The organism is Streptomyces sp. B5E4 (genome assembly GCF_039871555.1).
In the GTDB taxonomy this organism is placed as follows: domain Bacteria; phylum Actinomycetota; class Actinomycetes; order Streptomycetales; family Streptomycetaceae; genus Streptomyces.
The window spans coordinates 389,847-409,848 of record NZ_JBDPMI010000002.1 but is presented as its reverse complement, the minus strand read 5'-3'; the positions used below and the strand labels follow the sequence as shown (position 1 = coordinate 409,848).

The following is a 20,002-nucleotide window of genomic DNA, read 5'->3' as shown; positions in this document are numbered from 1 at the left end:
CATCGGGGCATCAGTGGGAAGGCGGTGCGGAGAAGCCCGTGGACATCGCTCAACTGCGTGATTTCATCGCCGTCGTCGACGCCGGCAGCCTGTCCCGGGCCACCCGGGCGCTGCACGTCTCCCAGCCCGCGATCAGCCAGCGCATGGCCCAGCTCGAAGCGCATCTCGGGGTCCGGCTGCTGGACCGCGGCCCGAGGGGCGTGCGGCCCACGTCCGCGGGCCGGGCGCTGTACCGAGACGCGCAGCAGTTGGTGCGCCAGTTCGACCGGCTCGCGCAGGACATCGCCGTCAGCCGGCCGCCGGTGCACGGCCCGGTCGCGATCGGGCTGCCGACCACGGTCGCCGCGCCGCTCGCGCCGGCCCTCTTCACCTGGGTACGGGCCCACTACCCCGGCATCCACCTGCAGATGTTCGAGTCGATGAGCGGCTACGTGCACGAACTGCTGCTCGCCGGGCGGCTCGACCTGGCCGCCGTCTTCCGCGAGGACGACGCGCCGCGCCCGGCGGAGCTGCCGCTGTACTCCGAGAGTCTGTACCTGATCGGCCGGCCGGACGCCGCCCCCGCGGCGCCGGACGAGGTCCCCCTGCGCGATCTGCGGCACGTGCCGCTGGTGACGCCGGGCGCGCGCAGCAACCTGCGGACCCTGGTGGACCGGGCGTTCGCCGCGCACGGCATGGTGCCCGTCAACGTCGGCGACGTGGAGTCGCTGGGCACGCTCATCCGCATCGCGGAAAGCGGCGAGGCGTGCACGATCCTGCCGCGCTCGGTGGTCGCCGGCCACGACCCGCACCGGCTCGGCGTACGCCGCATCGTGGCACCGGCGCTCCGCCGCCACATCGCCGTTCTCACCGCCACGGACCGCTACGAGCCGCGGGACAGCGTCGCTGCGGTGCTCCGGGGCATCGTCGAGGTCACCCGGGAGCTGGCCGCCGCGGACCGCTGGCCTGGCATCCGGCTGGCGGAACGGCCGGCCGCTGCGGACGCGCGGCACGAGGTGACGTAGGAGAACGCCGGACCGCGCGCCGCGATCGGGTGCCTCTCAGGACTCGAAGCGTGCCCGCAGTGCCTTCTTGTCGAACTTGCCGGTGCCGGTGCGGGGCACCGCGTCCACGAGTTCGACGCGGTCCGGCAGCTGCCAGCGCGCGAATCCGCTCCGCTCCAGGTGCGCACGCACCTCGTCCAGGGTCACCGTCGCGCCGGGGCGAAGGACCACGCACACCAGCGGCCGCTCCGACCACTTCTCGTCCGGCACCGCGACCACCGCCGCCTCGGCGACGGCGTCCATGGCCATCACCGCCGACTCCATGTCGACCGAGGAGATCCACTCCCCGCCCGACTTGACGAGGTCCTTGGCGCGGTCGGTGATGACGAAGTAGCCGTCGGGCGAGCCGGTCGCGATGTCGCCGGTGACGAACCAGCCGTCCTCGGTGAACTGCCCGCCGCCCTCCTCGCCCAGATACTCGTCGGCCACCCAGGGCCCGCGTACCAGCAGTTCGCCCATCGACGCGCCGTCCCAGGGCAGCGGGCGCCCGTCCGCGTCGCGGATCTGCGTCTGCACCCCCGGCAGGGGCAGGCCCGCCATGCCGCGGACGGCGTCCGCGAGCCGTTCCTCGTCCCAGCCGCGCATGCGCTCCTTCGGCCAGGCGAAGCTGGCGAGCGGTGACGTCTCCGTCATGCCCCAGATCTGCACCAGCGGGATGCCGAACTCGGTGCGGTAGCGGTCGATGAGTGCGCGCGACGGCCGGGCCCCGCCGCACAGCAGGTGCCGCACGTCCGGCAGCCCGCCGCCGCGGGCGGCCAGGGCGTCCGCCACGGCCATCCACACGGTCGGCACGCCGGCGGCGACGGTCACGCGCTCTGCGGCCATCAGCTCCACGAGCGCCGCCTCCTCCAGCGGCCCGCCGTAGAACACCTGCTTGGCGCCGTACGGGGTGGCGGTGTAGGGCAGGCCCCAGGCGTTGGCGTGGAACATCGGCACCACCGGAAGCACGGCGTCGCCCGGGCCGATGGACATCGCGGCCCGGGAGGAGCCGGCGAGGGCGTGCAGCATGGTCGAGCGGTGGGTGTAGACCACGCCCTTGGGCCGTCCCGTGGTGCCGGAGGTGTAGCACAGGCCGAGCGGCGACCGCTCGTCGATCTCGCGCGGCTCGTACGTCCCGGGCTGCGCGGCGATGAGCTCTTCGTAGGCCACGGTGCCCGGCAGCGTGGTGCCCGCCGGCACCCGGTCGGCGAGGACCACCACGTGCTCCACGCCCGCGAGGCCGCCGCGCTCCGCCACCTGCTCCAGCAGCGGGAGCAGGTCGGCGTCCACGAGCACGACCCGGTCGTCGGCGTGCTTGACGATGTAGGCGAGTTCGTCGGCGGACAGCCGTACGTTCAGCGTGTGCAGCACCCGGCCGGTACAGGGCACCGCCCAGTAGGCCTCCAGGTGCCGGTAGCCGTTCCAGGCCAGCGTGGCCACCCTGGCGCCGGGTGGCAGTGCCAGCGCGTCGAGGGCGTGCATGAGCTGCTGCGCCCGGCGACCGAAGTCCGCGTAGGTGTAGCGGTGCCGGCTGCCGTCCGGGAAGCGGGTGACGACCTCGGTGTCGTGGAAGTAGCGCGGCCCGTGGTCGAACAGCAGCCAACTGTTGAGCGGGATGTCCATCATCGCCATGGCGGACATGTTGACCGGGGTCCGGGACCCGGACCACGGAGGAATACCACACTCCGGACCGCCTGCTTGTGGAGATCTCCTCTGTAGTCGCGCGTGCCGTCCGCTTCTACGTTCTCCCCGACGCCGACGCCCTGTCGGCCACCCACCCCGCGGCATCCGAGGTCGGCATGACGAGCACGACGAGAAAGACGAGCGGTGAGACCACCGCGCTCCCGCGCGCCATCCTGTCCACCCACGGCCTGACCAAGGCCTTCCAGGGCTTCCGTGCCGTCGACGAGGTGGACCTGGAGGTGAGGGAGGGCACCGTCCACGCCCTCGTCGGCCCCAACGGGGCCGGTAAGACCACCCTGTTCAACCTGCTGACCGGCTTCCTGCCGCCGTCGGCGGGACGGATCGAGCTGGCGGGGCAGGACATCACCGGGCTGCCCCCGGAGCGGGTGGCGCGCCTGGGCGTGGCCCGCTCGTTCCAGGTCACCAGCCTCTTCGCCGGGGTGACGGCACGCGCGCATCTGGAACTCGCGCTGCAGGCGGGCACCGACCTGGGCCGCCGGTTCTGGCGTTCGGACAAGCTGCTGGCGCGGTTCACGGAGCGCGCCCGGGAGCTGCTGGACGAGGTGGGCCTGGCCGAGCGGGCCGAGTCGCCGGCGGGCAGCCTGCCGTACGGGCAGAAGCGCGCGCTGGAGCTGGCGCTCGCCCTCGCCCTCGATCCCCGGGTACTGCTGCTCGACGAGCCCACGGCCGGCATGGGTCTGGAGGACGTGGACCGCACCGTCGCGCTGGTGGACCGCATCCGCGCCGGTCGCACCGTGGTGCTCGTCGAGCACAACATGAGCGTCGTCGGCTCGCTCGCCGACACCGTCACGGTGCTGCAGCGCGGCCGGGTGCTCGTCGAGGGTGCCTATCGAACCGTCCGCTCCGACCCGCGGGTCGTCGAGGCGTATCTGGGGGCCGGCGTTGCTTGAGGTGCAGGGCGTGACCGCCCACTACGACGAGGCCGAGGTGCTGCGCGAGGTGTCGCTGACGGTCGGCGCCGGCGAGGTCGTGACCCTCGTGGGCCGCAACGGAGCCGGGAAGACCACACTCCTGCGCTGCGTGATGGGCCTGCACCGGCGCACGTCCGGGACGATCCGCCTGGCGGGCCGGGACCTGGGCGCGGTGCCGTCGCACCGCAGGGCCCGCCGCGGCCTCGGGTACGTCCCCGACGACCGGGGCATCTACGCGGGTCTCAGCGTCGAGGAGAACCTCACCCTGCCCCCGGCGAAGGCGGATTCGGCCTGGCCGCTCGCGCGCGTCTACGAGGAGTTCCCGGCGCTCGGCGAGCGCCGCCGGAGTCCGGGCGGCAAGCTCTCCGGCGGCGAGCAGCAGATGCTCGCTCTCGCCAGGGTGCTGCGCACCGGCGCCGGCGTGCTGCTGTGCGACGAGCCGACCGAGGGGCTGGCGCCGATCGTCGTCGAGCGCATCGGCGAGATCCTGCGCGAGGCCAAGCGGCACGGCACCGCGGTGCTGCTGGTGGAGCAGAACCTGCGCTTCGCCACCACCGTCGCCGACCGCCACTACCTGCTGGACCGCGGCCGGATCGCCGAATCGCTGGCCAACGACGACGTGCGGGAACGCGAACACGAACTCCTGGACTACCTGGGCCTGTAGCCCGGCCATCGCAAGGGCCCTATCGGCAACGTCGACCACTTCAAGGAGGAAGCATGGGACACCCATGGTCGAAAGCCGCGGTCGCCACGGCCACGGTGGTGGCGGGATCGCTGCTGGCGGGCTGCGGCGGCGGCGGACCGGGGTCCGGCGGCGGGAAGATCAGCGACGGCGGCATCACCCTGGGCGTGCTCACCGACCTCTCCGGCGTCTACGCGGAGCTGGCCGGAAAGGACGCGGTCACGGCGGTGGAGATGGCCGTCGCGGACTTCGAGAAGAAGCACGGCGACAAGGCGGTGACCGACGACATCGAGGTCATCTCGGCGGACCACCAGAACAAGCCGGATGTCGCCAACACCCAGGCGCGGGACATGTACGACCGCGAGAAGGCCGACGCCGTCTTCGACGTGCCGACGTCGTCCGCGGCGCTCGCCGTGGCGAACGTCGCCGCGCAGTCGAAGAAGCTGTACTTCAACATCGGCGCGGCGACCACGGAGCTGGCCGGCGAGTCCTGCAACCCGTACACCTACGCCTGGGCCTACGACACCTACATGCTGGCCAACGGGACCGGCACCGAGGTGACGAAGCAGGGCGGCCGGAGCTGGTACCTCATCTACCCGGACTACGCCTTCGGGCAGGACATGGAAAAGGAGTTCAGCACCGCCATCGAGGAGGCCGGCGGTGACGTGGTGGGCAAGGACCCGACCCCGTTCCCCAACGACAACTTCTCCACGTTCCTGCTCAAAGCGTCGGCGAAGAAGCCGGCCCCGGACGTGCTCGGCACCCTGCAGGCGGGCGGCGACCTGGTCAACGTCGTCAAGCAGTACCAGCAGTTCAAACTCAAGGACAAGGACATCCAGCTCGCCATCGGCCTGATGTTCGACACCGACATCAAGGCGATCGGGCAGGACAAGCTCGCCGGGACGATGTTCACCTCCCCCTGGTTCTGGAACGTCGACGAGGAGTCGCGGCAGTGGGCCGAGCGGTTCAGGGAGAAGGCGGGCACGTGGCCGACGTTCGACCACGCCGCCAACTACTCCGCCGCCACGCACTATCTCGAAGCCGTGCAGCGGGCCGGCACCGATGACGCGGAAGAGGTGAACAAGGAGCTGGAGGGCATGAAGTTCGACGACTTCTTCGCCCGCAACGCCGAAGTGCGCGCGGCCGACCACCGCGTCGTGCACGACGCGTACCTGGCGCGGGTCAAGGACCCCGCCGACAGCGAGACCGAAGGCGACTTCACCGAGAAGGTGGAGACCATCCCCGCCGACGAGGCGTTCGGTCCGGTCTCACCCGACTGCTCGATGAACTGACCGGCGAACCCACGGCCGCGGCCCGCGGAACTCCCGCCCGGGCCGCGGCGGACGGACGGGACCACGATGACCTCCTTCCTGCAACAGGCGTTCAACGGCCTGGTCTCGGGCGGCTTCTACGCGCTGCTCGCCCTCGGCCTCGCCGTCATCTTCGGCATGCTCCACGTCGTCAACTTCGCGCACGGCGCCATCTACATGCTCGGCGCTTTCGGCGCGGTCGCCCTGCAGGACTCAGCGGGTCTCGGGTTCTGGTGGGCGCTGCTGCTGGTGCCGCTCGCCGCGGCGCTGGCCGGCATGCTGCTGGAGCGGCTGCTCATCCACCGGCTCGCCGCCCTCGACCCGCTCTACAACTTCCTGCTCACCTTCGGCATCGCGCTGGTCTGTCAGGACCTGCTGCGCATGAAGTACGGCTCCCAGTCCACTCCGTACGACGAGGGCCCCTTCCCGGGCACCGTCGACCTCGGGCTCTTCGACTACCCCGCTTACCAGGTCTTCGTCCTCGGCGCCGCCGTGGTCGTCTGCCTCGCCGTCTGGCTGCTGCTGACCCGTACCCGCATCGGCACGGTGGTGCGCGCCGCGACCGAACGACCGGAGCTGACCCGGGCGCTGGGCATCGACACCGCCCGCTGGGTCATGCCCGTGTTCGGTTTCGGCGTCGCGCTCGCCGCGCTGGCCGGAGTGCTCGCCGCGCCGATGCGCGCGGTCAACTCGGGCATGGGAGCGGACCTGATCATCGTGGTCTTCGCGGTCGTCGTCATCGGCGGCCTCGGCTCCCTCCCCGGCGCGGTGTTCGCCGGCTTCGCCATCGGCATGCTCCAGGCCCTCGGCAACCTCTACGTCCCCGTCCTCTCGCAGACATCGGTCTTCCTGCTGATGGCCGTGGTGCTGCTGGTCCGGCCGGCCGGACTCTTCGGCAAGGAGGAACACGCACTATGATCCTCGCCCTGCTCGACCGGCTCGGAACCAGGCCCGCCTGGCTGCGCTGGGGGCTGCTGACCGCCGGGCTCGTGTCCGTCCTCGGACTGCCGTGGGTGCTCTATCCCCCGGTGGCCGCCGACATCCTCTGCTGGGGCCTGTTCGCCGTCGCGTTCGACCTGCTGCTGGGGCACGCCGGGCTGCTGTCCTTCGGCCACGCCGCGTTCTGGGGCACCTCGGCGTACACCACCGGGCTCATCGCCATCCACGCCGGCGTGCCGTTTCCACTGGCCGTGGCCGGCGGCGCGGTGGCGGCCGCGGTCGTCGCGGTGCCCATCGGCCTGCTCGCGGTACGCCGCAGCGGCATCTACTTCGCCATGGTCACCCTCGCGTTCGCGCAGATGATCTACTTCATCGCCAACCAGTGGGGGGACGTCACGGGCGGCGAGAACGGGCTCCAGGGCATCCCGCGCGAACTGGCGGGCCTCGACCTGTCGGACTCCTTCGTCTACTACTACGCCGCGCTGCCGCTGGTCCTCGCCGGCCTGGCCGCCGCCTGGCGCATCGTGCACTCGCCGTTCGGCCGCGTCGTCGCCGCCGTACGGGACAACCCGGCGCGCGCCCGGGCGCTCGGCTACTCCGTCGACCGCTACAAGGTGGTCGTCTTCACCGTCTCCGCGTTCCTCTCCGGGCTCGCCGGCGGACTGTACGCCGTCAACCACGGATTCGCCTCGCTGCAGGAGGTGTACTGGACGACCTCGGGGAAGGTCGTCGTGATGACGGTGCTCGGGGGCATCGGCACCCTGTGGGGCAGTCTGCTGGGTGCGGCGGCCGTCGTACGGCTGGAGGACTGGCTGTCCACCTCCGGGTTCGACGAGGTCGGGATCGTCACCGGCAGCCTGTTCATCCTGGTCGTCCTCCTGTTCCGCCGCGGCATCTGGGGCACCGTGTCGCACCTGCTCCAGCCGCGCCGGGACACCACGGGCATGGGGTCCGCCGACTCCGGGAACGGTACGGTGCGTGACCCCGCCGCCGGCGACCGGCCGGAGCGCTCCCTGGTAAGGGAGCCGTGAGGGAGGAGGCCGCGATGGGCACGGACCTGCCCACCACCGCCCATGCCGCGGGCACGGCAGGAAGGGCGGCCGAACGCCTGCTGCGGCTCCTGCGCGAAGGCGCGTCCAGGGGGGCGTACGAGGAGCTGCTCGCCGGCGCGCAGGGCGAGACCGCGGTGGCGCTGCGCCCCCTGGTCGACGACGCCCTGGCGGTGCGCGCGCAGTTGGAGGAGCGCCGCCGGCGTGAGGCGGAGCTGGCCGCGCTGTACGAGACGGCGGGCGACCTGTCCTCGCTGCGCGACCTGGAGGCCGTGCTGCAGGCGATCGTCCGCCGCGTCCGCCAGCTCATCGGCACCGACGCCGCCTACCTCATGCTCAACGACGACGACCGCGGCGACACGTACATGCGCGTCACCGACGGCATCCGCACCGACTCCTTCAAGCAGGTGCGGCTCGCGATGGGCGCGGGGCTCGGCGGCCTCGTCGCCAAGACGGGCGTGCCGTACCACACACCGGACTACCTCAACGACCCGCGCTTCGACCACACCATCGACGACGCCGTGGGCGGCGAAGGGGTCACGGCGATCCAGGGCGTGCCCCTGTCCCTGGGCGACCGGGTCATCGGCGTGCTCTTCGCCGCCAACCGCCGGGCCCGCCCCTTCTCGCAGGCCGAGGTGGCGCTGCTGGTGTCCCTCGCCAACCACGCGGCCATCGCCATCGAGAACGCGACCCTCTTCCAGGACGTACGCCGCACCGTCGACGAACTGACCGAGGCCAACGCGGTCATCCAGGCGCACAGCGAGTCCATCGAGCGGGCCGCGGCCCTGCACGAGCGGCTGACCACGATCGTCCTGGACGGCGGCGGCCTCGCGGACGTGGCCGACACCCTCGCGGAAGTGCTCGGCGGCGGCCTGCTGGTCCTCGACCCGCGCGGCCGCACCATGGCCGCGGCCGGTACCGACCCGGTGGTCGAACAGGCCCGCGCCGAAGGCGCGCTGCCCGACTCCTGTCCGGCGGCGCGCGCCGTACGCGAGGCGCGTGTGCTGAGCACCGACGCGCGCAGGACGCGCCGGGTGCCGGCCGCGGACGGCGGCGGCGCCGCCTGCGCCACCCCCGTGGTCGCCGGCGGCGAGGTGCAGGGCGTCCTGCTGCTGCTCTGCCGCCGCATCGGTGCCGACGACGTGCGGCTGCTGGAGCGGGCGGCGATGGTCACCGCACTGCTGCTGCTCGGGGAGCGGACCGTGGCCGAGGCGGAGCACCGGCTGCGCGGCGAGTTCCTCGACGACCTGCTGTCCTCTCCGCATCGGGACCCGGAAGGGCTGCACCGCAGGGCCGCCCTGATGGGCATCGCCCACGGCCGTCCGCACACCGTGCTCACCGCCCGCTCCCGGGACGGCGCGTCCCGCCGGCGCATCGCGGACGCCGCGGCCCCCTACGCGGCCCGCCACGGCGGCCTGGCCGGGGAGCACCACGGCGACGTCGTCGTGCTGCTCTCCGGCGACGCGGACCCCGGGGCGAAGGCCCGTGCCCTCGCCGAGCATCTGCGGCGCACCCTGGACGCGGCGGTGACCGTCGGTGCCGCGGCCGCGTCCGCGGGGCTGGAGGCCATCGTCGAAGCCCACCCGGACGCGGTGCGCTGTCTGGACGTCCTGCTGGCCCTGGACCGCGACGGCGAGGGCGCGTCACCCGAAGAACTCGGCGTCTACGGCCTGCTGTTCCACCAGACCGGCCGCGACGAGCTGCGCCGCTTCGTGCGCCGGACGCTCGGCCCGGTGCTCGACTACGACGAGCGCCGCAGCGGCGACCTGGCCCGCACCATGACGACCTACTTCGCCTGCGACGCCAACCTCACCCGCACCGCGGCCGAGCTCTACGTCCACGTCAACACCCTCTACCAGCGCATCGACCGCATCACCTCGCTGCTCGGCCCGCAGTGGCGGCACGGGGACCACAGGCTGCAGACGCACCTGGCGGTGAAGGTGCACGCCATCCTCTCCGCCTCGGCGGAACCCGGCTGAGGCGGCTCATCTCCGCGCGCCCTCACGGCACCGGCCCGCGGTTCCCGTCGCCCCACAGGGCGGTCATGACGACCCCGCTGATCCGCCAGCCGAACGCGGTGCGGACGAGGTCGAAGCGGTAGCTGCCGCCGAGCGTCCACAGCGCGCTACCGTACGCCTCCGCCCTGCGGTGCGTCGCCTGGAAGGACGCGGTGCACACGGCGGAGGCGCCGGCGATGGTGACGAGGTGGTTGCCGAGCAGGTGCTGGGTGGTCTCGTACGAGCCGAGCAGCTCCCGCCAGCCGTCGGCGATCTGGCCGGGGGTGAGGACGGCGGGCTCGCCGCCGTCGAGGCTGGTGTAGTCGAGGGTGACGTTGTCGGCGAAGACGCCGGTGAGGGCGTTCCAGTCACGCTGGTCGGCGTACCAGACCATACGGGTGCAGGTGTCGATGACGTCCAGTCGGTCCATGCAGACGATCATGTCCGCGCAGCGGCGTCGCGGACGGCCGGACTCGCGGCACGACCGGGTGCGGCTTCGCGCACGTGCCGCGCCCGCTGCGGCGCTCCCGGGCCGGCTCCCCCGTGTGCAAGGCTCAAGCGCATGGCGGTGATCCGGCACTCGCTCCTCACCGGCGACGACCTCAGCGTCATCGACGTCCGATGCGGCGATCCGCCCGCCGGGTGGACGCCCCTGCGCGCCGCGGACGTCTTCGGGCTCGTCCTCGTACGCGACGGTGTCGTACGAGCGCGGGTGGACGGTAGGGAGCAGACGATGGACCCGGCGTCGGTGTACGTCGAACGGCTCGGCAGCGAGCAGCAGTTCGCGCACCCGCGCGGCGCCGACCGCTACACCGAGCTGGTGCCCTCGGAGCCGCTGCTCGCCTCCCTGCTGGGCGGCGATCCCGCCGTACCCGAGGGGCTGGTGTTCACCACGCCCGCGATGGCGCTGCGGCACCGTCTGCTGTGCGCCTCCGCGGGTCGCGATTCCGGGGACGCCTTCGGAACCGCCGAGTCGGCGGTCGCGCTGACCGCGGCGGCGCTCGCGCAACTCGACACGCGCCGGGTGGCGAGCGGCGCTCCGGCCACGTCCGCGGCCCGGCGGCGGCTGGCCGACGGCGCCCGGGAGGCGCTGGCCGCGGACCCGCGGCTCGGGCTGCTCGCCCTCGCCGCCGAACTGGGCTGCTCGCCGCACCACCTGAGCCGGGTGTTCCGGGCGGCGACCGGCGCCACGCTCAGCCGCTACCGCAACCGGCTGCGCGCCGCGCGGGCGCTGGAGTGCCTGGCCGCCGGCGAGCGCGACCTCGGCGGCCTCGCGGCCGCACTCGGCTTCGCCGACCAGGCGCACATGACGCACGTCGTACGCGCCGAGTCCGGACTGCCCCCGGGCCGTCTCCGCACCCTCCTCGCGCCCTCCACCGCCCTGTCCCGCCCCGAGGGGTCGCGTAGCGCGTGACGGTCCTGTCCGGTCACCGCCCGGCCCCGCCGCCGGTCGGCCGCGGAGGCCCGCCGAATCCCCCGTGATGCCCTGCCCGCCAGGCCGTCCCCCTGGTGGCGGCGGCCGATCTGTGGGCATGGTCTCGGGCATGAACGCAAACCGCGCGCCGGAGTTCCCCCGCCACCTCGCCCGCACCCGGAAGTTCACGCTCGGCCTGCCCCACGGGGTGACCGTCTCGCCCGACGGCGAGCGCGTGCTGTTCCTGCGCACCGGGAGCGGTACGGATCCCGTGGCGCGGCTGTGGCTGTACGAGCGGGGTGCGGAGCGGGAGTTGGCGGGTCCGGGCGGGCCGGTGCGGGGCGCGGCGGAGCCCGAGGCGGAGCGGGTGCGCCGGGAGCGGGCGCGGACACGGACGGCGGGGGTCACCTCGTACGCCACGGACGCCGACGTGCGACTCGCGGTGTTCGCGCTGGGCGGCGAGCTGTGGGCGGTAAGGACCGACGGCTCGGCACCGTTCCGGGTGCCCGCCGCCGGGCCCGCCGTCGACCCGCGCCTCTCCCCCGACGGCACGCACGTCGCCTACGTCACCGGCGGTGCGCTGCACGTCGCATCCGTCGCGGACGGCGCCGGCCGGCTGCTCGCGGCGCCGGAGGGGCCCGACGTGACGTACGGGCTGCCCGAGCATGTCGCCGCCGAGTCGATGCACCGCGACCGCGGCCACTGGTGGGCTCCGGACGGCGAGGCGCTGCTCGTCGCGCGTGTGGACGAGTCCGGGGTGCAGCGCTGGCACCTCGCCGACCCCGCGGAGCCGGCGGCCGAGCCCCGCACCGTGCGCTACCCCCTCGCCGGCACGGCCAACGCGGACGTCTCCCTGCACGTGGTCACGCTCGACGGCCGCCGTACGGAGGTGCGGTGGGACCGGGCGGCGTACGAGTATCTGGCCACGGTCCGCTGGGACGCCCACGGCCCGCTCCTCGGCGTCCAGAGCCGCGACCAGCGCACCCTGCTCACGCTCGCCGCCGACCCCGGGACCGGCGACACCCGCGTGCTCGCCGAGACCCACGACCCGCACTGGACCCGGCTGGTGCCGGGGACCCCGGCCAGGACCGCGTCCGGCGCGCTGGTGCAGGTCACGAACGACACCGCCACGGACACGTACCGCCTCCTGCGCGACGGCGAGCCCGTCTCGCCCGCCGGGCTGCAGGTGCGCGCGGTGCTGGGAGTCGCGGGCGAGCGGGTGCTGTTCACGGCGGCCGAGGACCCGGCGGAGCGGCACGTGTGGTCGTACGAACCGGGGCCGGGCTGCGAGCCGCTGACCGGGGAGCAGGGGCACCACACGGCGGCCGCCGGCGGCGGGACGACGGTGCTGGAGAGTGTGACGCCCGCCGGTTCCACGACGCGGGTGCTGGCCGCCGGCGGCCCGGCCACGCCGCTCCTCTCGCGCGCCGAGGAGCCGGCGATCCGGCCCCGGCCGCAGCGTCTCGACGGGCCGGAGGGGCTGCGCAGCAACCTGTTCCTGCCGTCGTGGCACAGCCCCGGCGACGGCCCGCTGCCGGTGCTGTGCGACCCGTACGGCGGGCCGGGGCTGCGGCTCGCGGTGCCGGCGCGCGGGTGGTGGACGCTGGTCTCGCAGTGGTTCGCGGAGCAGGGCTTCGCGGTGCTGGTCACCGACGGGCGGGCCACGCCGGGCGCGCCGTCCTGGGAGCGGATGAACACCGGCGACAAGCGGGATACGGCCGTCGCGGACCAGGTGCGGGGGCTGCAGGCGGCGGCCGCCGGCCATCCGGACCTCGACCTGGACCGGGTCGGCATCCGCGGCTGGTCGTTCGGCGGCTTCCTCGCCGCGGCGGCGGTCCTCACCCGGCCGGACGTCTTCCACGCCGCCGTCGCGGGCGCGCCGGTCACCGACGCGCGGCTGTACGACACCCACTACCAGGAGCGCTTCCTCGGCCACCCGGAGAAGTACCCCGAGCACTACGACCGTTCGTCCCTCGTGGGGCTCGGCCACCGACTGCGCCGGCCCCTGCTGTTCGTCCACGGCCTCGCGGACGACAACGTCGTCGCGGCCCACACCCTGCGGCTCTCCGGTGAGCTGCTGGCCGCGGGCAAGCCGCACAGCGTCCTTCCGGTGCCCGGCGCGTCACACATGATCTCCGACGACGCGATCGCCGAGAATCTCCTCTGGTGCGAGCTGGCGTTCCTGCGGCGGGAGCTGAACGCCGACCCCCCGCCGTACGTATGAGGGGCCTGAGGCACACGAACAGAACGCCGGGCCCGCCGGCCCTAGGCGGACGACCGGCGCACCAGGAAAGGGCCCCACCATGACGCATTCCCGCAATCCGGCCCGGCTCACCGCACGCCGCACCGTCGTGGCCGCCGTCGGCGCCGGCGGTCTCACCGCCGCGCTCGCCGCCTGCGGCGACGACCCGGGCGACGGCGGCGGCTCGGGCGACTCCGGCAGCGCCGAGCTGAAGCCGGAGGAAGGCGGAGAGGACGGCCCGCAGCTCGGTACCACGGACGAGGTGCCCGAGGGCGGCGGCAAGATCTTCAAGGATCAGAAGGTGGTCGTGACGCAGCCGGAACCGGGCGAGTTCAAGGCGTTCTCGGCGGTCTGCACGCACCAGGGCTGCCTCGTCAGCAGCGTCGAGGACGGCACGATCAACTGCGCGTGCCACGGCAGCAAGTTCGCCATCGCGGACGGCAGTGTCGCCAAGGGCCCGGCCACGCAGCCGCTGCCGGCGGAGGACGTACGGGTCGACGGGGACGTACTGCGCCAGGGCTGACAGCGCACGGGCGGAGGGCATCACGGGCGCGAGGCGCACAAGGCGCATGTGGGCGTACGAGGATGGGCGGCCGCGGGTGGGGCGGCCACCGTCCCGGCGCCCCGCGGGCCGCGCTCAGAGGGCGCGGCCCGCCGCCTGCAGCGCGCGTACCGCCTCCCTGATCGACGGCCGGCGGTCGGCGTCGGAGCGCCAGATCGCGTAGATGTGCCGGTGCATCGCGCCGCGTACCGGCAGGATGCGTACGCCCGCGGGCACCGCCCCGCGGCCGAGCCGCGGCGCGACGGCCACGCCGAGGCCCGCGGCGATGAGCGCGAGTTGCGTGTGGTGTTCCTCGGCGGTGTGCGCGATGCGCGGCTCGATGCCCTTGGCGCGCAGGGTGAACACCAGCCAGTCGTGGCAGAACTCGCTCTCCGGCCAGGAGATCCAGTCGTCGTCCGCGAAGTCCTCCAGGACCACGTCCGCGCGGTCCGCCAGCGGGTGCCCCGCGGGCACGGCGACGTCCGCGAGGTCGTCGAGCAGCGGCGCCCGGGACAGCCCCGGCGGCAGCGGCAGGGGTTTGTTGTACCAGTCCAGGACGACGCCGAGGTCGTGGTCGCCGCGCATGACGCCGGGCACCGTCTCGTCCGGCTCCTGCTCCCGCAGCCGTACGCGCAGCTCGGGGTGGTCGCGGCGCAGCGCCGCGAGCGCGGCGGGGAACAGCCCGCGGGCGGCGGTCGGGAACGCCGCGAGCCCCAGTTCCCCGACGGGCCGCCCGCGGTGCGCCTCCAGCTCGGACTGCGCCGCCTCGACCTGCGACAGGATCCGGGTGGCGTGCTCGGAGAGCAGCCGTCCTGCGTCGGTGAGGCGGATGCCGCGGCCGTTCTTGGCGAGCAACTGCTGCCCCGTCTCCCGCTCCAGCTTGGCGAGTTGCTGGGAGACGGCGGAGGTGGTGATGTGCAGCCCGTCGGCCGCGGCGCTCACGGAGCCGTGCCGGGCGACGGCGGCCAGGGTGCGCAGGCGTTCCAGATTCAACATGTAAGCAATGCTACGAGATAGCTGCCATAAAGTCTCGCTTGTGCTACGAGGAAGGCGTGGCTCACCGTAGCTCCCATGACCACGGCATCGGCAGCAGCCACCGACACGGCCACCGAGCCGGCCCCGGCGCCCCGGCGCGCGTTCCTCGACTGGCGCGTCCGCTTCACCGCCCTGTCGGTCGTCTGGGGCTTCAGCTTCCTGCTCATCAAGGTCGGCACCGACGGCTTCGCCCCACTGCAGGTAACGCTCGGCCGGATGGCCTTCGGCTCCGCCGTCCTGGTCGCCGCGCTCGCGATACGCAGGGAGCGGCTGCCGCGCGGCGCCCGTACGTGGGGGCACATCGCGGTGGCCGCGTTCTTCATCAACGCGCTGCCCTTCTCCCTCTTCGCCTACGCCGAGTTGCACATCAGCTCCTCGCTCGCCGGGATCTGCAACGCCACCTCGCCGCTGTGGGCGATGCTGCTCGCCCTCGTCGCGCTGCGGGAGGACCGGCCGACGCGCCGCCGGGTCGCGGGTCTCGGGCTCGGGTTCGCCGGGGTGCTGATCGTCCTGGGCGCGTGGCGGGGCTTCACCGGCCAGGACCCGCTGGGCACCGTGCTCGCGCTGCTCGCCGCCGCCAGCTACGCCGTCGGCTGGATCTACGTCCGCCGCACGCTCGCCGGCCTCGGGCACTCCCACCTGTCGGTCGCGGGAACGCAACTGCTGCTCGGCACCGCCCAACTGGCCGTGGCCACGCTGCTGTTCACCTCCGTGCCGGCCGCGATCCCGGCCGGGCCGCTGCTGGCCGTCGTCACACTGGGGGTGCTGGGCACGGGGCTCGCGGTGCTCGTACAGCACGGGCTGGTGGCCGACGTGGGGCCGACGGCGGCGCACACGGTCACGTACGTCATCCCGGTGATCGCCACGGCCGCGGGGGTGGCGCTGCTCGGCGAGGAGCTGACGTGGAACACGCCGGTGGGCGCGGCGGTGGTGCTGGCGGGCGCGGCGCTCTCGCGCAGCCGCCCGCGCGCGGAGCGCGGGTAGCGGCGCGGGTACGAGCGTTCCGTACGGGCGTCGGGCAGGCGGCCCGTACGCCCCTCAGACCCACCGCCGTCCGGGAGCGGGCCGTACCGCCGCCGCCACCGCGTCCGCCAGCGGCACCACGTCCTCGCCCGCCAGCGGCGAGACGGTCAGCCGGATGCCGGGCGGCGAGGCGAGGCGGAAACGGGCGCCGGGGGCCGCCGCCCAGCCGGACCGGAGGAGCTGCGTGACCGCGGAGGTCTCGTCGGGCACCAGCAGCCACACGTTCATGCCGCTGCGCCCGGTGGCCTCGACCCCGCGCCGCCGCAGCGCCGTCAGCAGCGCCTCGCGCCGCTCGCCGTACGAGCGGGCGACCGCCGCGGTGTCCAGAATCCCGCTCCGGCGCACGTGGGCGACCGTGTCCTGGAGCAGCCGGCTGACCCAGCCGGGGCCGAGGCGCTGGCGGCCCTCGACGCGGTCCACGGTCACCCGGTCCCCGGTGAGCACCGCGAGCCGCAGGTCGGGACCGTATGCCTTGGCGGCGGAGCGCACCGCGAGCCAGTGCCGCGCGGGGCCGGCCAGCGGCTGGAACGGCAGGTCGACGATCGCGTGGCCGTGGTCGTCCTCGACGAGCAGCACGTCCGGGTGCCGGGCGAGGACGGCGCGCAGTTCGGCGGCGCGCGCCGGGGTGAGCGCGGCGCCGGTCGGGTTCTGCGCGCGGGAGGTCACGACGAGGGCGCGCGCGCCGGCGGCCAGCGCCGCGGCGGCGCGCTCCGGAAGGGGTCCCTCGTCGTCCAGCTCGACCGGCACGGGCCGCAGGCCGAGCGCGGGCACCAGGTCGAGGAGGCTGCCCCAGGCGGGGTCCTCGACCGCGACCGCGTCGCCGGGGCGCAGATGGGCGGCGAGCGCGCGCTCGATCGCGTCCAGCGAGCCGGAGGTGACGGCCACGGGTCCCGGCGGTATGCCGTCGGCGTCGAAGTCGGCGCGGGCGAGGCGGGCCAGCTCGGGGGCGACGCCCTCGTCGCCGTAGAGCACGGGGCTCGTGGCGTGCCGGGCGGCCGCCGCGGCGAGGGCGCCGGCGAGCGGGGGCAGCAGGGCGGGGTCGGGGTTGCCCGTGGACAGGTCGCGGGCGCCGGGCGGCACGGCGACGCTGATCTGCTCGCGGGGGGCGGTGGCGGGGCGGGCGCGCACGCGGGTGCCGCGCCGGCCGGCGGTCTCGACGACGCCGCGTTCGCGCAGCATGCGGTACGCGGCGGCCACCGTGTTCGGGTTGACCGCCAGCTCTTCCGCCAGCGCGCGCAGCGGCGGCAGCGGGGCGCCTGGCTGCAGTGCACCGGCGCCGATGCCGCGCTCGATGCTGGCGGAGATCTCTGCTGCGCCCCGGCCTTCGATCCGATACTCTCCTAGCACAAATAGGATATTGCACTAGTGCAACAAGAACCGCAACTCGACACCGCCGCCGCACACCGGCGGCACGCACCGCCGAGCACCACCGAGTACCGAGGGAGCCCCCGTGTCCACCACGCCCCCCGCCGCCTACCGACCCACCGACCGCACCGTCCTGACGCGCTCCCGCGAGCGCGCGTCGTACGACCGCGAGGTGGTGCACTCCGTGCTCGACGCCGGCTACGTCTGCCACCTCGGCTTCGTCCGCGAGGGCCGCCCCGTCGTCCTGCCCACGCTCTACGCGCGCGTCGGCGAGCAGGTGTACGTGCACGGCTCCACCGGCTCCCGCCCCCTGCGCACCGCCGGGCGGGCCGAGGACGCCGGGCTGCCGGTGTGCCTGACGGTCACGCACGTCGACGGGCTGGTGCTGGCCCGCTCCGCGTTCCACCACTCGATCAACTACCGCTCCGCGGTGCTGCACGGCGACGCGTACGCCGTGACCGACCACGACGAGCGGACCATGGCCCTCGACGCGATCGTCGACCACATCGTCCCCGGCCGGGCCGACGACTCCCGGCGCGCGAACGCCAAGGAGCTGGCCAAGACGGCGGTGCTCCGGCTCGCGATCGAGGAGGTCTCGGTCAAGACACGCACCGGCGGCCCCGAGGACGAGCCGGAGGACCTGGAGCTGCCGTATTGGACGGGCGTGGTGCCGGTCGCACCCGTGTACGGCGCGCCCGTACCGGCCGACGACCTGGCGCCGGGCGTCGAGCCGCCCGGCTACCTGCCCGCGGGCTGACCCGGCGGCGGCGCGTCGGCGGCGGATGCCGCGGGCGCGTCGCCGGGCAGGTCCTCGCCGTCGTCCGGCGGCCGCGGCACGTTTCCGGCGACCGGCTCGCCGCGCTCCCCCGAGCCCGGTGCCGGCGCCGCCAGTTGCGCGGTGAAGGCGCCGATGAGCACCAGCGCGCCGCCCACGATCTGTGCCGCGCCCAGGTGCTCCGCCAGCAGCACCCACGCCAGCACGGACGCGACGACGGCCTCCAGGCACGCGACGACACCCGCCACCGGGGGCGAGAGCCGGCGCACCGCGAGGACGCCGAAAAGGTACGCGAGCACGGTCGTGACCAGGACGATCCAGAGGATCAGCGTCCAGGCCGGCGGCCGCATGTCGCCGAGTTCTGCGCGCTCGCCGAGCAGCGACCAGTCCAGGTTCCAGGGCCGGGAGACGAGGGTGAGCACGACGGCGCCGACGATCAGCCCGTACGCGATGACGCCGAGCGGGTGCGGCGCCGCACCGTCGGCGGAGTCGGAGCCGTGCCCGGCGAGGACGAAGTACGCGCACTGGCAGCACGCCGCGCCGAAGGCCAGGAGCAGCCCCAGCGGGTCGAAGCCCAGACCGGCCCAGACCTCGACCACGCACGCGAGACCGGTGACCGCGAACAGCACGCCGACCGCCGCCTGCCGGGTGACCGGCCGCCGCTGGACGAACCGCACCCAGCCCAGCACCAGCGCCGGCCCGAAGAACTCGATGAGCAGCCCCACCCCGACCGGGATCCGGGCGATGGCCGCGAAGTAGAAAGCCTGCACGCCGGCGACCGCGAGCACGCCGAACCCGGCGAGCAGCGCCGGCCGCTCCCGTACCAGCGCGCGGTGCCGCCAGGCGAGCGGCAGCAGCACCAGTGCGGCCCCGGCGATCCGCAGCCACACCACGTGCAGCGAGTCCATGCCCTGCTCGATGAGCGGCTTGGCCGCCACCCCGGATCCGCCGAACGCGAGCGCGGAGGCCAGCGCGAGCCCGAGCCCGGCGCGCCTGTCGAATGACTGCTGCATGCGGGCGATTATGTCAGCGCCGTACATGAGTGTCATTCTTCATTGCTGCTGACATGAGGCGCGCGGGCGCAGACCGCGCATCCTCCCCTCCGTACGCGGGAATTCACTGAGGGGGAACCGATCGCTCCCTGCGCGGGTCCAACGACCGACACCCCACGATCTGGTCACTCCGAGCAGCCAGGGGGAAGACATGAGAAGACAGCCCGGCCGCGCCCGCACCCGCATCGCCCTCGCCGCCGTCGCGGCGGCGGGGCTGCTGGCCGCAGGCTGCGGCACGAGTTCCGACGGAGAGTCCGCAGCCCCCGCGGGCAACTCCAAGCCCGGTCCGGCGCAGGGCGCGCCGGACGGAGACAAGGCGCAGCAGGACGTGCCCACGAAGGACGACGCCGAACGGGAGAAGGCAGCCGGCGCGGCGGAGGACGGCAAGGCGGACGAGGGCCCGGCCGTGGAGCCGCTCAAGGCGAAGCCGAAGACGGAGCCGAAGACGGAGCCGAACGCGGCGGTCGACGACTCGGCGGCGGCCCCCTGGTGCCGTACGGGCGACCTGGCGGCCTCCGTACGCCCGCTCAACTCGGCGGCGGGCAACCGCTACGCGGCGCTCGTCCTCACCAACGACTCGGACGCCACCTGCCGCACCCGCGGCTGGACCGGCCTGCAACTGGTCGGGGCCGACGGCACCGACGTCCCGACCAACGTCGTACGGGACGGCAGCCGCACCCCGTCGATGCAGACCCTCGCGCCCGGTGCCTCGGCGTGGAGCCGGCTGCACTGGACGGTGGTGGCCGGCGACTCGGACGACCCGAGCGGCGCCTGCCGGCCGAAGCCGGCGGAGCTGCAGGTCATCCCGCCCGACACGTACGACCACACGGACACCGCGTGGCAACTCGGCGAGGTCTGCGACGCGGGCCGCATCGAGTCCCTGCCGCTGGCGAAGGGGCCCGGCCCGGCGCGCTGACGGCGGCTCCACCGCCCGGCTGAGC

18 protein-coding genes are annotated in these 20,002 nt (G+C 74.1%); 13 read left to right on the top strand and 5 right to left on the bottom strand.

Annotated features, from left to right (window positions below):
• The first annotated feature begins 38 nt into the window (after nt 1-38).
• On the top strand, nt 39-1,004 hold the full coding sequence (locus tag ABGA99_RS04365; protein WP_347579169.1) for a LysR substrate-binding domain-containing protein: 966 nt from the start codon (nt 39-41) through the stop codon (nt 1,002-1,004).
• A gap of 36 nt (nt 1,005-1,040) precedes the next feature.
• Here the strand turns inward: ABGA99_RS04365 and ABGA99_RS04360 are convergent, their stop codons facing one another.
• On the bottom strand, nt 1,041-2,654 hold the full coding sequence (locus ABGA99_RS04360; protein ID WP_347579168.1) for a long-chain fatty acid--CoA ligase: 1,614 nt from the start codon (nt 2,652-2,654) through the stop codon (nt 1,041-1,043).
• Nucleotides 2,655-2,722: 68 nt separating this feature from the next.
• Between ABGA99_RS04360 and ABGA99_RS04355 the strand changes: the two genes are divergently transcribed.
• From ABGA99_RS04355 to ABGA99_RS04330, 6 genes are all read left to right on the top strand, one after another.
• Entirely contained in the window at nt 2,723-3,616 is an 894-nt protein-coding gene (locus ABGA99_RS04355; protein ID WP_347579167.1) for an ABC transporter ATP-binding protein, read from the top strand.
• Between the two features lie 10 nt (nt 3,617-3,626).
• A complete protein-coding gene (locus tag ABGA99_RS04350; protein ID WP_347579166.1) occupies nt 3,627-4,301 on the top strand; it encodes an ABC transporter ATP-binding protein in 675 nt (224 codons plus the stop codon).
• 53 nt (nt 4,302-4,354) lie between these two features.
• The gene (locus tag ABGA99_RS04345; protein ID WP_347579165.1) at nt 4,355-5,611 is read left to right on the top strand and encodes an ABC transporter substrate-binding protein; all 1,257 of its coding nucleotides are present in this window, start codon (nt 4,355-4,357) and stop codon (nt 5,609-5,611) included.
• 66 nt (nt 5,612-5,677) lie between these two features.
• A complete protein-coding gene (locus ABGA99_RS04340) occupies nt 5,678-6,547 on the top strand; it encodes a branched-chain amino acid ABC transporter permease (protein ID WP_347579164.1) in 870 nt (289 codons plus the stop codon).
• Nucleotides 6,544-7,599: a branched-chain amino acid ABC transporter permease gene (locus ABGA99_RS04335; protein ID WP_347579163.1), complete on the top strand. Its 1,056-nt coding sequence runs from the start codon at nt 6,544-6,546 to the stop codon at nt 7,597-7,599. Before ABGA99_RS04340 ends, ABGA99_RS04335 begins: the two co-directional genes overlap by 4 nt.
• A 14-nt stretch (nt 7,600-7,613) precedes the next feature.
• Nucleotides 7,614-9,596: a GAF domain-containing protein gene (locus ABGA99_RS04330; RefSeq protein ID WP_347582172.1), complete on the top strand. Its 1,983-nt coding sequence runs from the start codon at nt 7,614-7,616 to the stop codon at nt 9,594-9,596.
• Nucleotides 9,597-9,618: 22 nt separating this feature from the next.
• On the opposite strand, the gene ABGA99_RS04325 is transcribed toward ABGA99_RS04330, so the two are convergent.
• Entirely contained in the window at nt 9,619-10,044 is a 426-nt protein-coding gene (locus ABGA99_RS04325) for a nuclear transport factor 2 family protein (protein WP_347579161.1), read from the bottom strand.
• A 132-nt stretch (nt 10,045-10,176) separates the two neighbouring features.
• Here ABGA99_RS04325 and ABGA99_RS04320 point away from each other — a divergent pair, with 132 nt between their 5' ends.
• From ABGA99_RS04320 to ABGA99_RS04310, 3 genes are all read left to right on the top strand, one after another.
• Nucleotides 10,177-11,028 carry a helix-turn-helix transcriptional regulator gene (locus ABGA99_RS04320; RefSeq protein ID WP_347579159.1) on the top strand — a complete coding sequence of 284 codons (852 nt, stop codon included), beginning with the start codon at nt 10,177-10,179 and terminating at the stop codon, nt 11,026-11,028.
• Nucleotides 11,029-11,158: 130 nt separating this feature from the next.
• Nucleotides 11,159-13,252: a prolyl oligopeptidase family serine peptidase gene (locus tag ABGA99_RS04315; RefSeq protein ID WP_347582171.1), complete on the top strand. Its 2,094-nt coding sequence runs from the start codon at nt 11,159-11,161 to the stop codon at nt 13,250-13,252.
• Between the two features lie 79 nt (nt 13,253-13,331).
• Complete coding sequence (locus ABGA99_RS04310; RefSeq protein ID WP_347579157.1) at nt 13,332-13,793, top strand: Rieske (2Fe-2S) protein; 462 nt, start codon at nt 13,332-13,334, stop codon at nt 13,791-13,793.
• 114 nt (nt 13,794-13,907) lie between these two features.
• Here the strand turns inward: ABGA99_RS04310 and ABGA99_RS04305 are convergent, their stop codons facing one another.
• The gene (locus ABGA99_RS04305) at nt 13,908-14,807 is read right to left on the bottom strand and encodes a LysR family transcriptional regulator (protein ID WP_347579156.1); all 900 of its coding nucleotides are present in this window, start codon (nt 14,805-14,807) and stop codon (nt 13,908-13,910) included.
• A 75-nt stretch (nt 14,808-14,882) separates the two neighbouring features.
• Here ABGA99_RS04305 and ABGA99_RS04300 point away from each other — a divergent pair, with 75 nt between their 5' ends.
• Complete coding sequence (locus ABGA99_RS04300; RefSeq protein ID WP_347579155.1) at nt 14,883-15,830, top strand: EamA family transporter; 948 nt, start codon at nt 14,883-14,885, stop codon at nt 15,828-15,830.
• A gap of 54 nt (nt 15,831-15,884) precedes the next feature.
• Here the strand turns inward: ABGA99_RS04300 and ABGA99_RS04295 are convergent, their stop codons facing one another.
• Entirely contained in the window at nt 15,885-17,216 is a 1,332-nt protein-coding gene (locus tag ABGA99_RS04295; RefSeq protein WP_347579154.1) for an aminotransferase class I/II-fold pyridoxal phosphate-dependent enzyme, read from the bottom strand.
• A gap of 103 nt (nt 17,217-17,319) precedes the next feature.
• Here ABGA99_RS04295 and ABGA99_RS04290 point away from each other — a divergent pair, with 103 nt between their 5' ends.
• The gene (locus ABGA99_RS04290) at nt 17,320-17,991 is read left to right on the top strand and encodes a pyridoxamine 5'-phosphate oxidase family protein (protein WP_347579153.1); all 672 of its coding nucleotides are present in this window, start codon (nt 17,320-17,322) and stop codon (nt 17,989-17,991) included.
• On the opposite strand, the gene ABGA99_RS04285 is transcribed toward ABGA99_RS04290, so the two are convergent.
• Nucleotides 17,973-19,049 carry an EamA family transporter gene (locus tag ABGA99_RS04285; protein ID WP_347579152.1) on the bottom strand — a complete coding sequence of 359 codons (1,077 nt, stop codon included), beginning with the start codon at nt 19,047-19,049 and terminating at the stop codon, nt 17,973-17,975. The two genes, ABGA99_RS04290 and ABGA99_RS04285, sit on opposite strands and share 19 nt — an antisense overlap.
• Nucleotides 19,050-19,212: 163 nt before the next feature.
• Here ABGA99_RS04285 and ABGA99_RS04280 point away from each other — a divergent pair, with 163 nt between their 5' ends.
• The gene (locus ABGA99_RS04280) at nt 19,213-19,977 is read left to right on the top strand and encodes a DUF4232 domain-containing protein (RefSeq protein ID WP_347582170.1); all 765 of its coding nucleotides are present in this window, start codon (nt 19,213-19,215) and stop codon (nt 19,975-19,977) included.
• Nucleotides 19,978-20,002 lie beyond the last annotated feature (25 nt).

Coding starts and splice junctions, on each gene's coding strand:
- ABGA99_RS04360 (WP_347579168.1), bottom strand. CDS start 2,654: ATGGCGATGATGGACATCCCGCTCAACAGTTGGCTGCTGTTCGACCAC.
- ABGA99_RS04345 (WP_347579165.1), top strand. CDS start 4,355: ATGGGACACCCATGGTCGAAAGCCGCGGTCGCCACGGCCACGGTGGTG.
- ABGA99_RS04340 (WP_347579164.1), top strand. CDS start 5,678: ATGACCTCCTTCCTGCAACAGGCGTTCAACGGCCTGGTCTCGGGCGGC.
- ABGA99_RS04335 (WP_347579163.1), top strand. CDS start 6,544: ATGATCCTCGCCCTGCTCGACCGGCTCGGAACCAGGCCCGCCTGGCTG.
- ABGA99_RS04330 (WP_347582172.1), top strand. CDS start 7,614: ATGGGCACGGACCTGCCCACCACCGCCCATGCCGCGGGCACGGCAGGA.
- ABGA99_RS04325 (WP_347579161.1), bottom strand. CDS start 10,044: ATGGACCGACTGGACGTCATCGACACCTGCACCCGTATGGTCTGGTAC.
- ABGA99_RS04320 (WP_347579159.1), top strand. CDS start 10,177: ATGGCGGTGATCCGGCACTCGCTCCTCACCGGCGACGACCTCAGCGTC.
- ABGA99_RS04315 (WP_347582171.1), top strand. CDS start 11,159: ATGAACGCAAACCGCGCGCCGGAGTTCCCCCGCCACCTCGCCCGCACC.
- ABGA99_RS04310 (WP_347579157.1), top strand. CDS start 13,332: ATGACGCATTCCCGCAATCCGGCCCGGCTCACCGCACGCCGCACCGTC.
- ABGA99_RS04305 (WP_347579156.1), bottom strand. CDS start 14,807: ATGTTGAATCTGGAACGCCTGCGCACCCTGGCCGCCGTCGCCCGGCAC.
- ABGA99_RS04300 (WP_347579155.1), top strand. CDS start 14,883: ATGACCACGGCATCGGCAGCAGCCACCGACACGGCCACCGAGCCGGCC.
- ABGA99_RS04285 (WP_347579152.1), bottom strand. CDS start 19,049: ATGTACGGCGCTGACATAATCGCCCGCATGCAGCAGTCATTCGACAGG.
- ABGA99_RS04280 (WP_347582170.1), top strand. CDS start 19,213: ATGAGAAGACAGCCCGGCCGCGCCCGCACCCGCATCGCCCTCGCCGCC.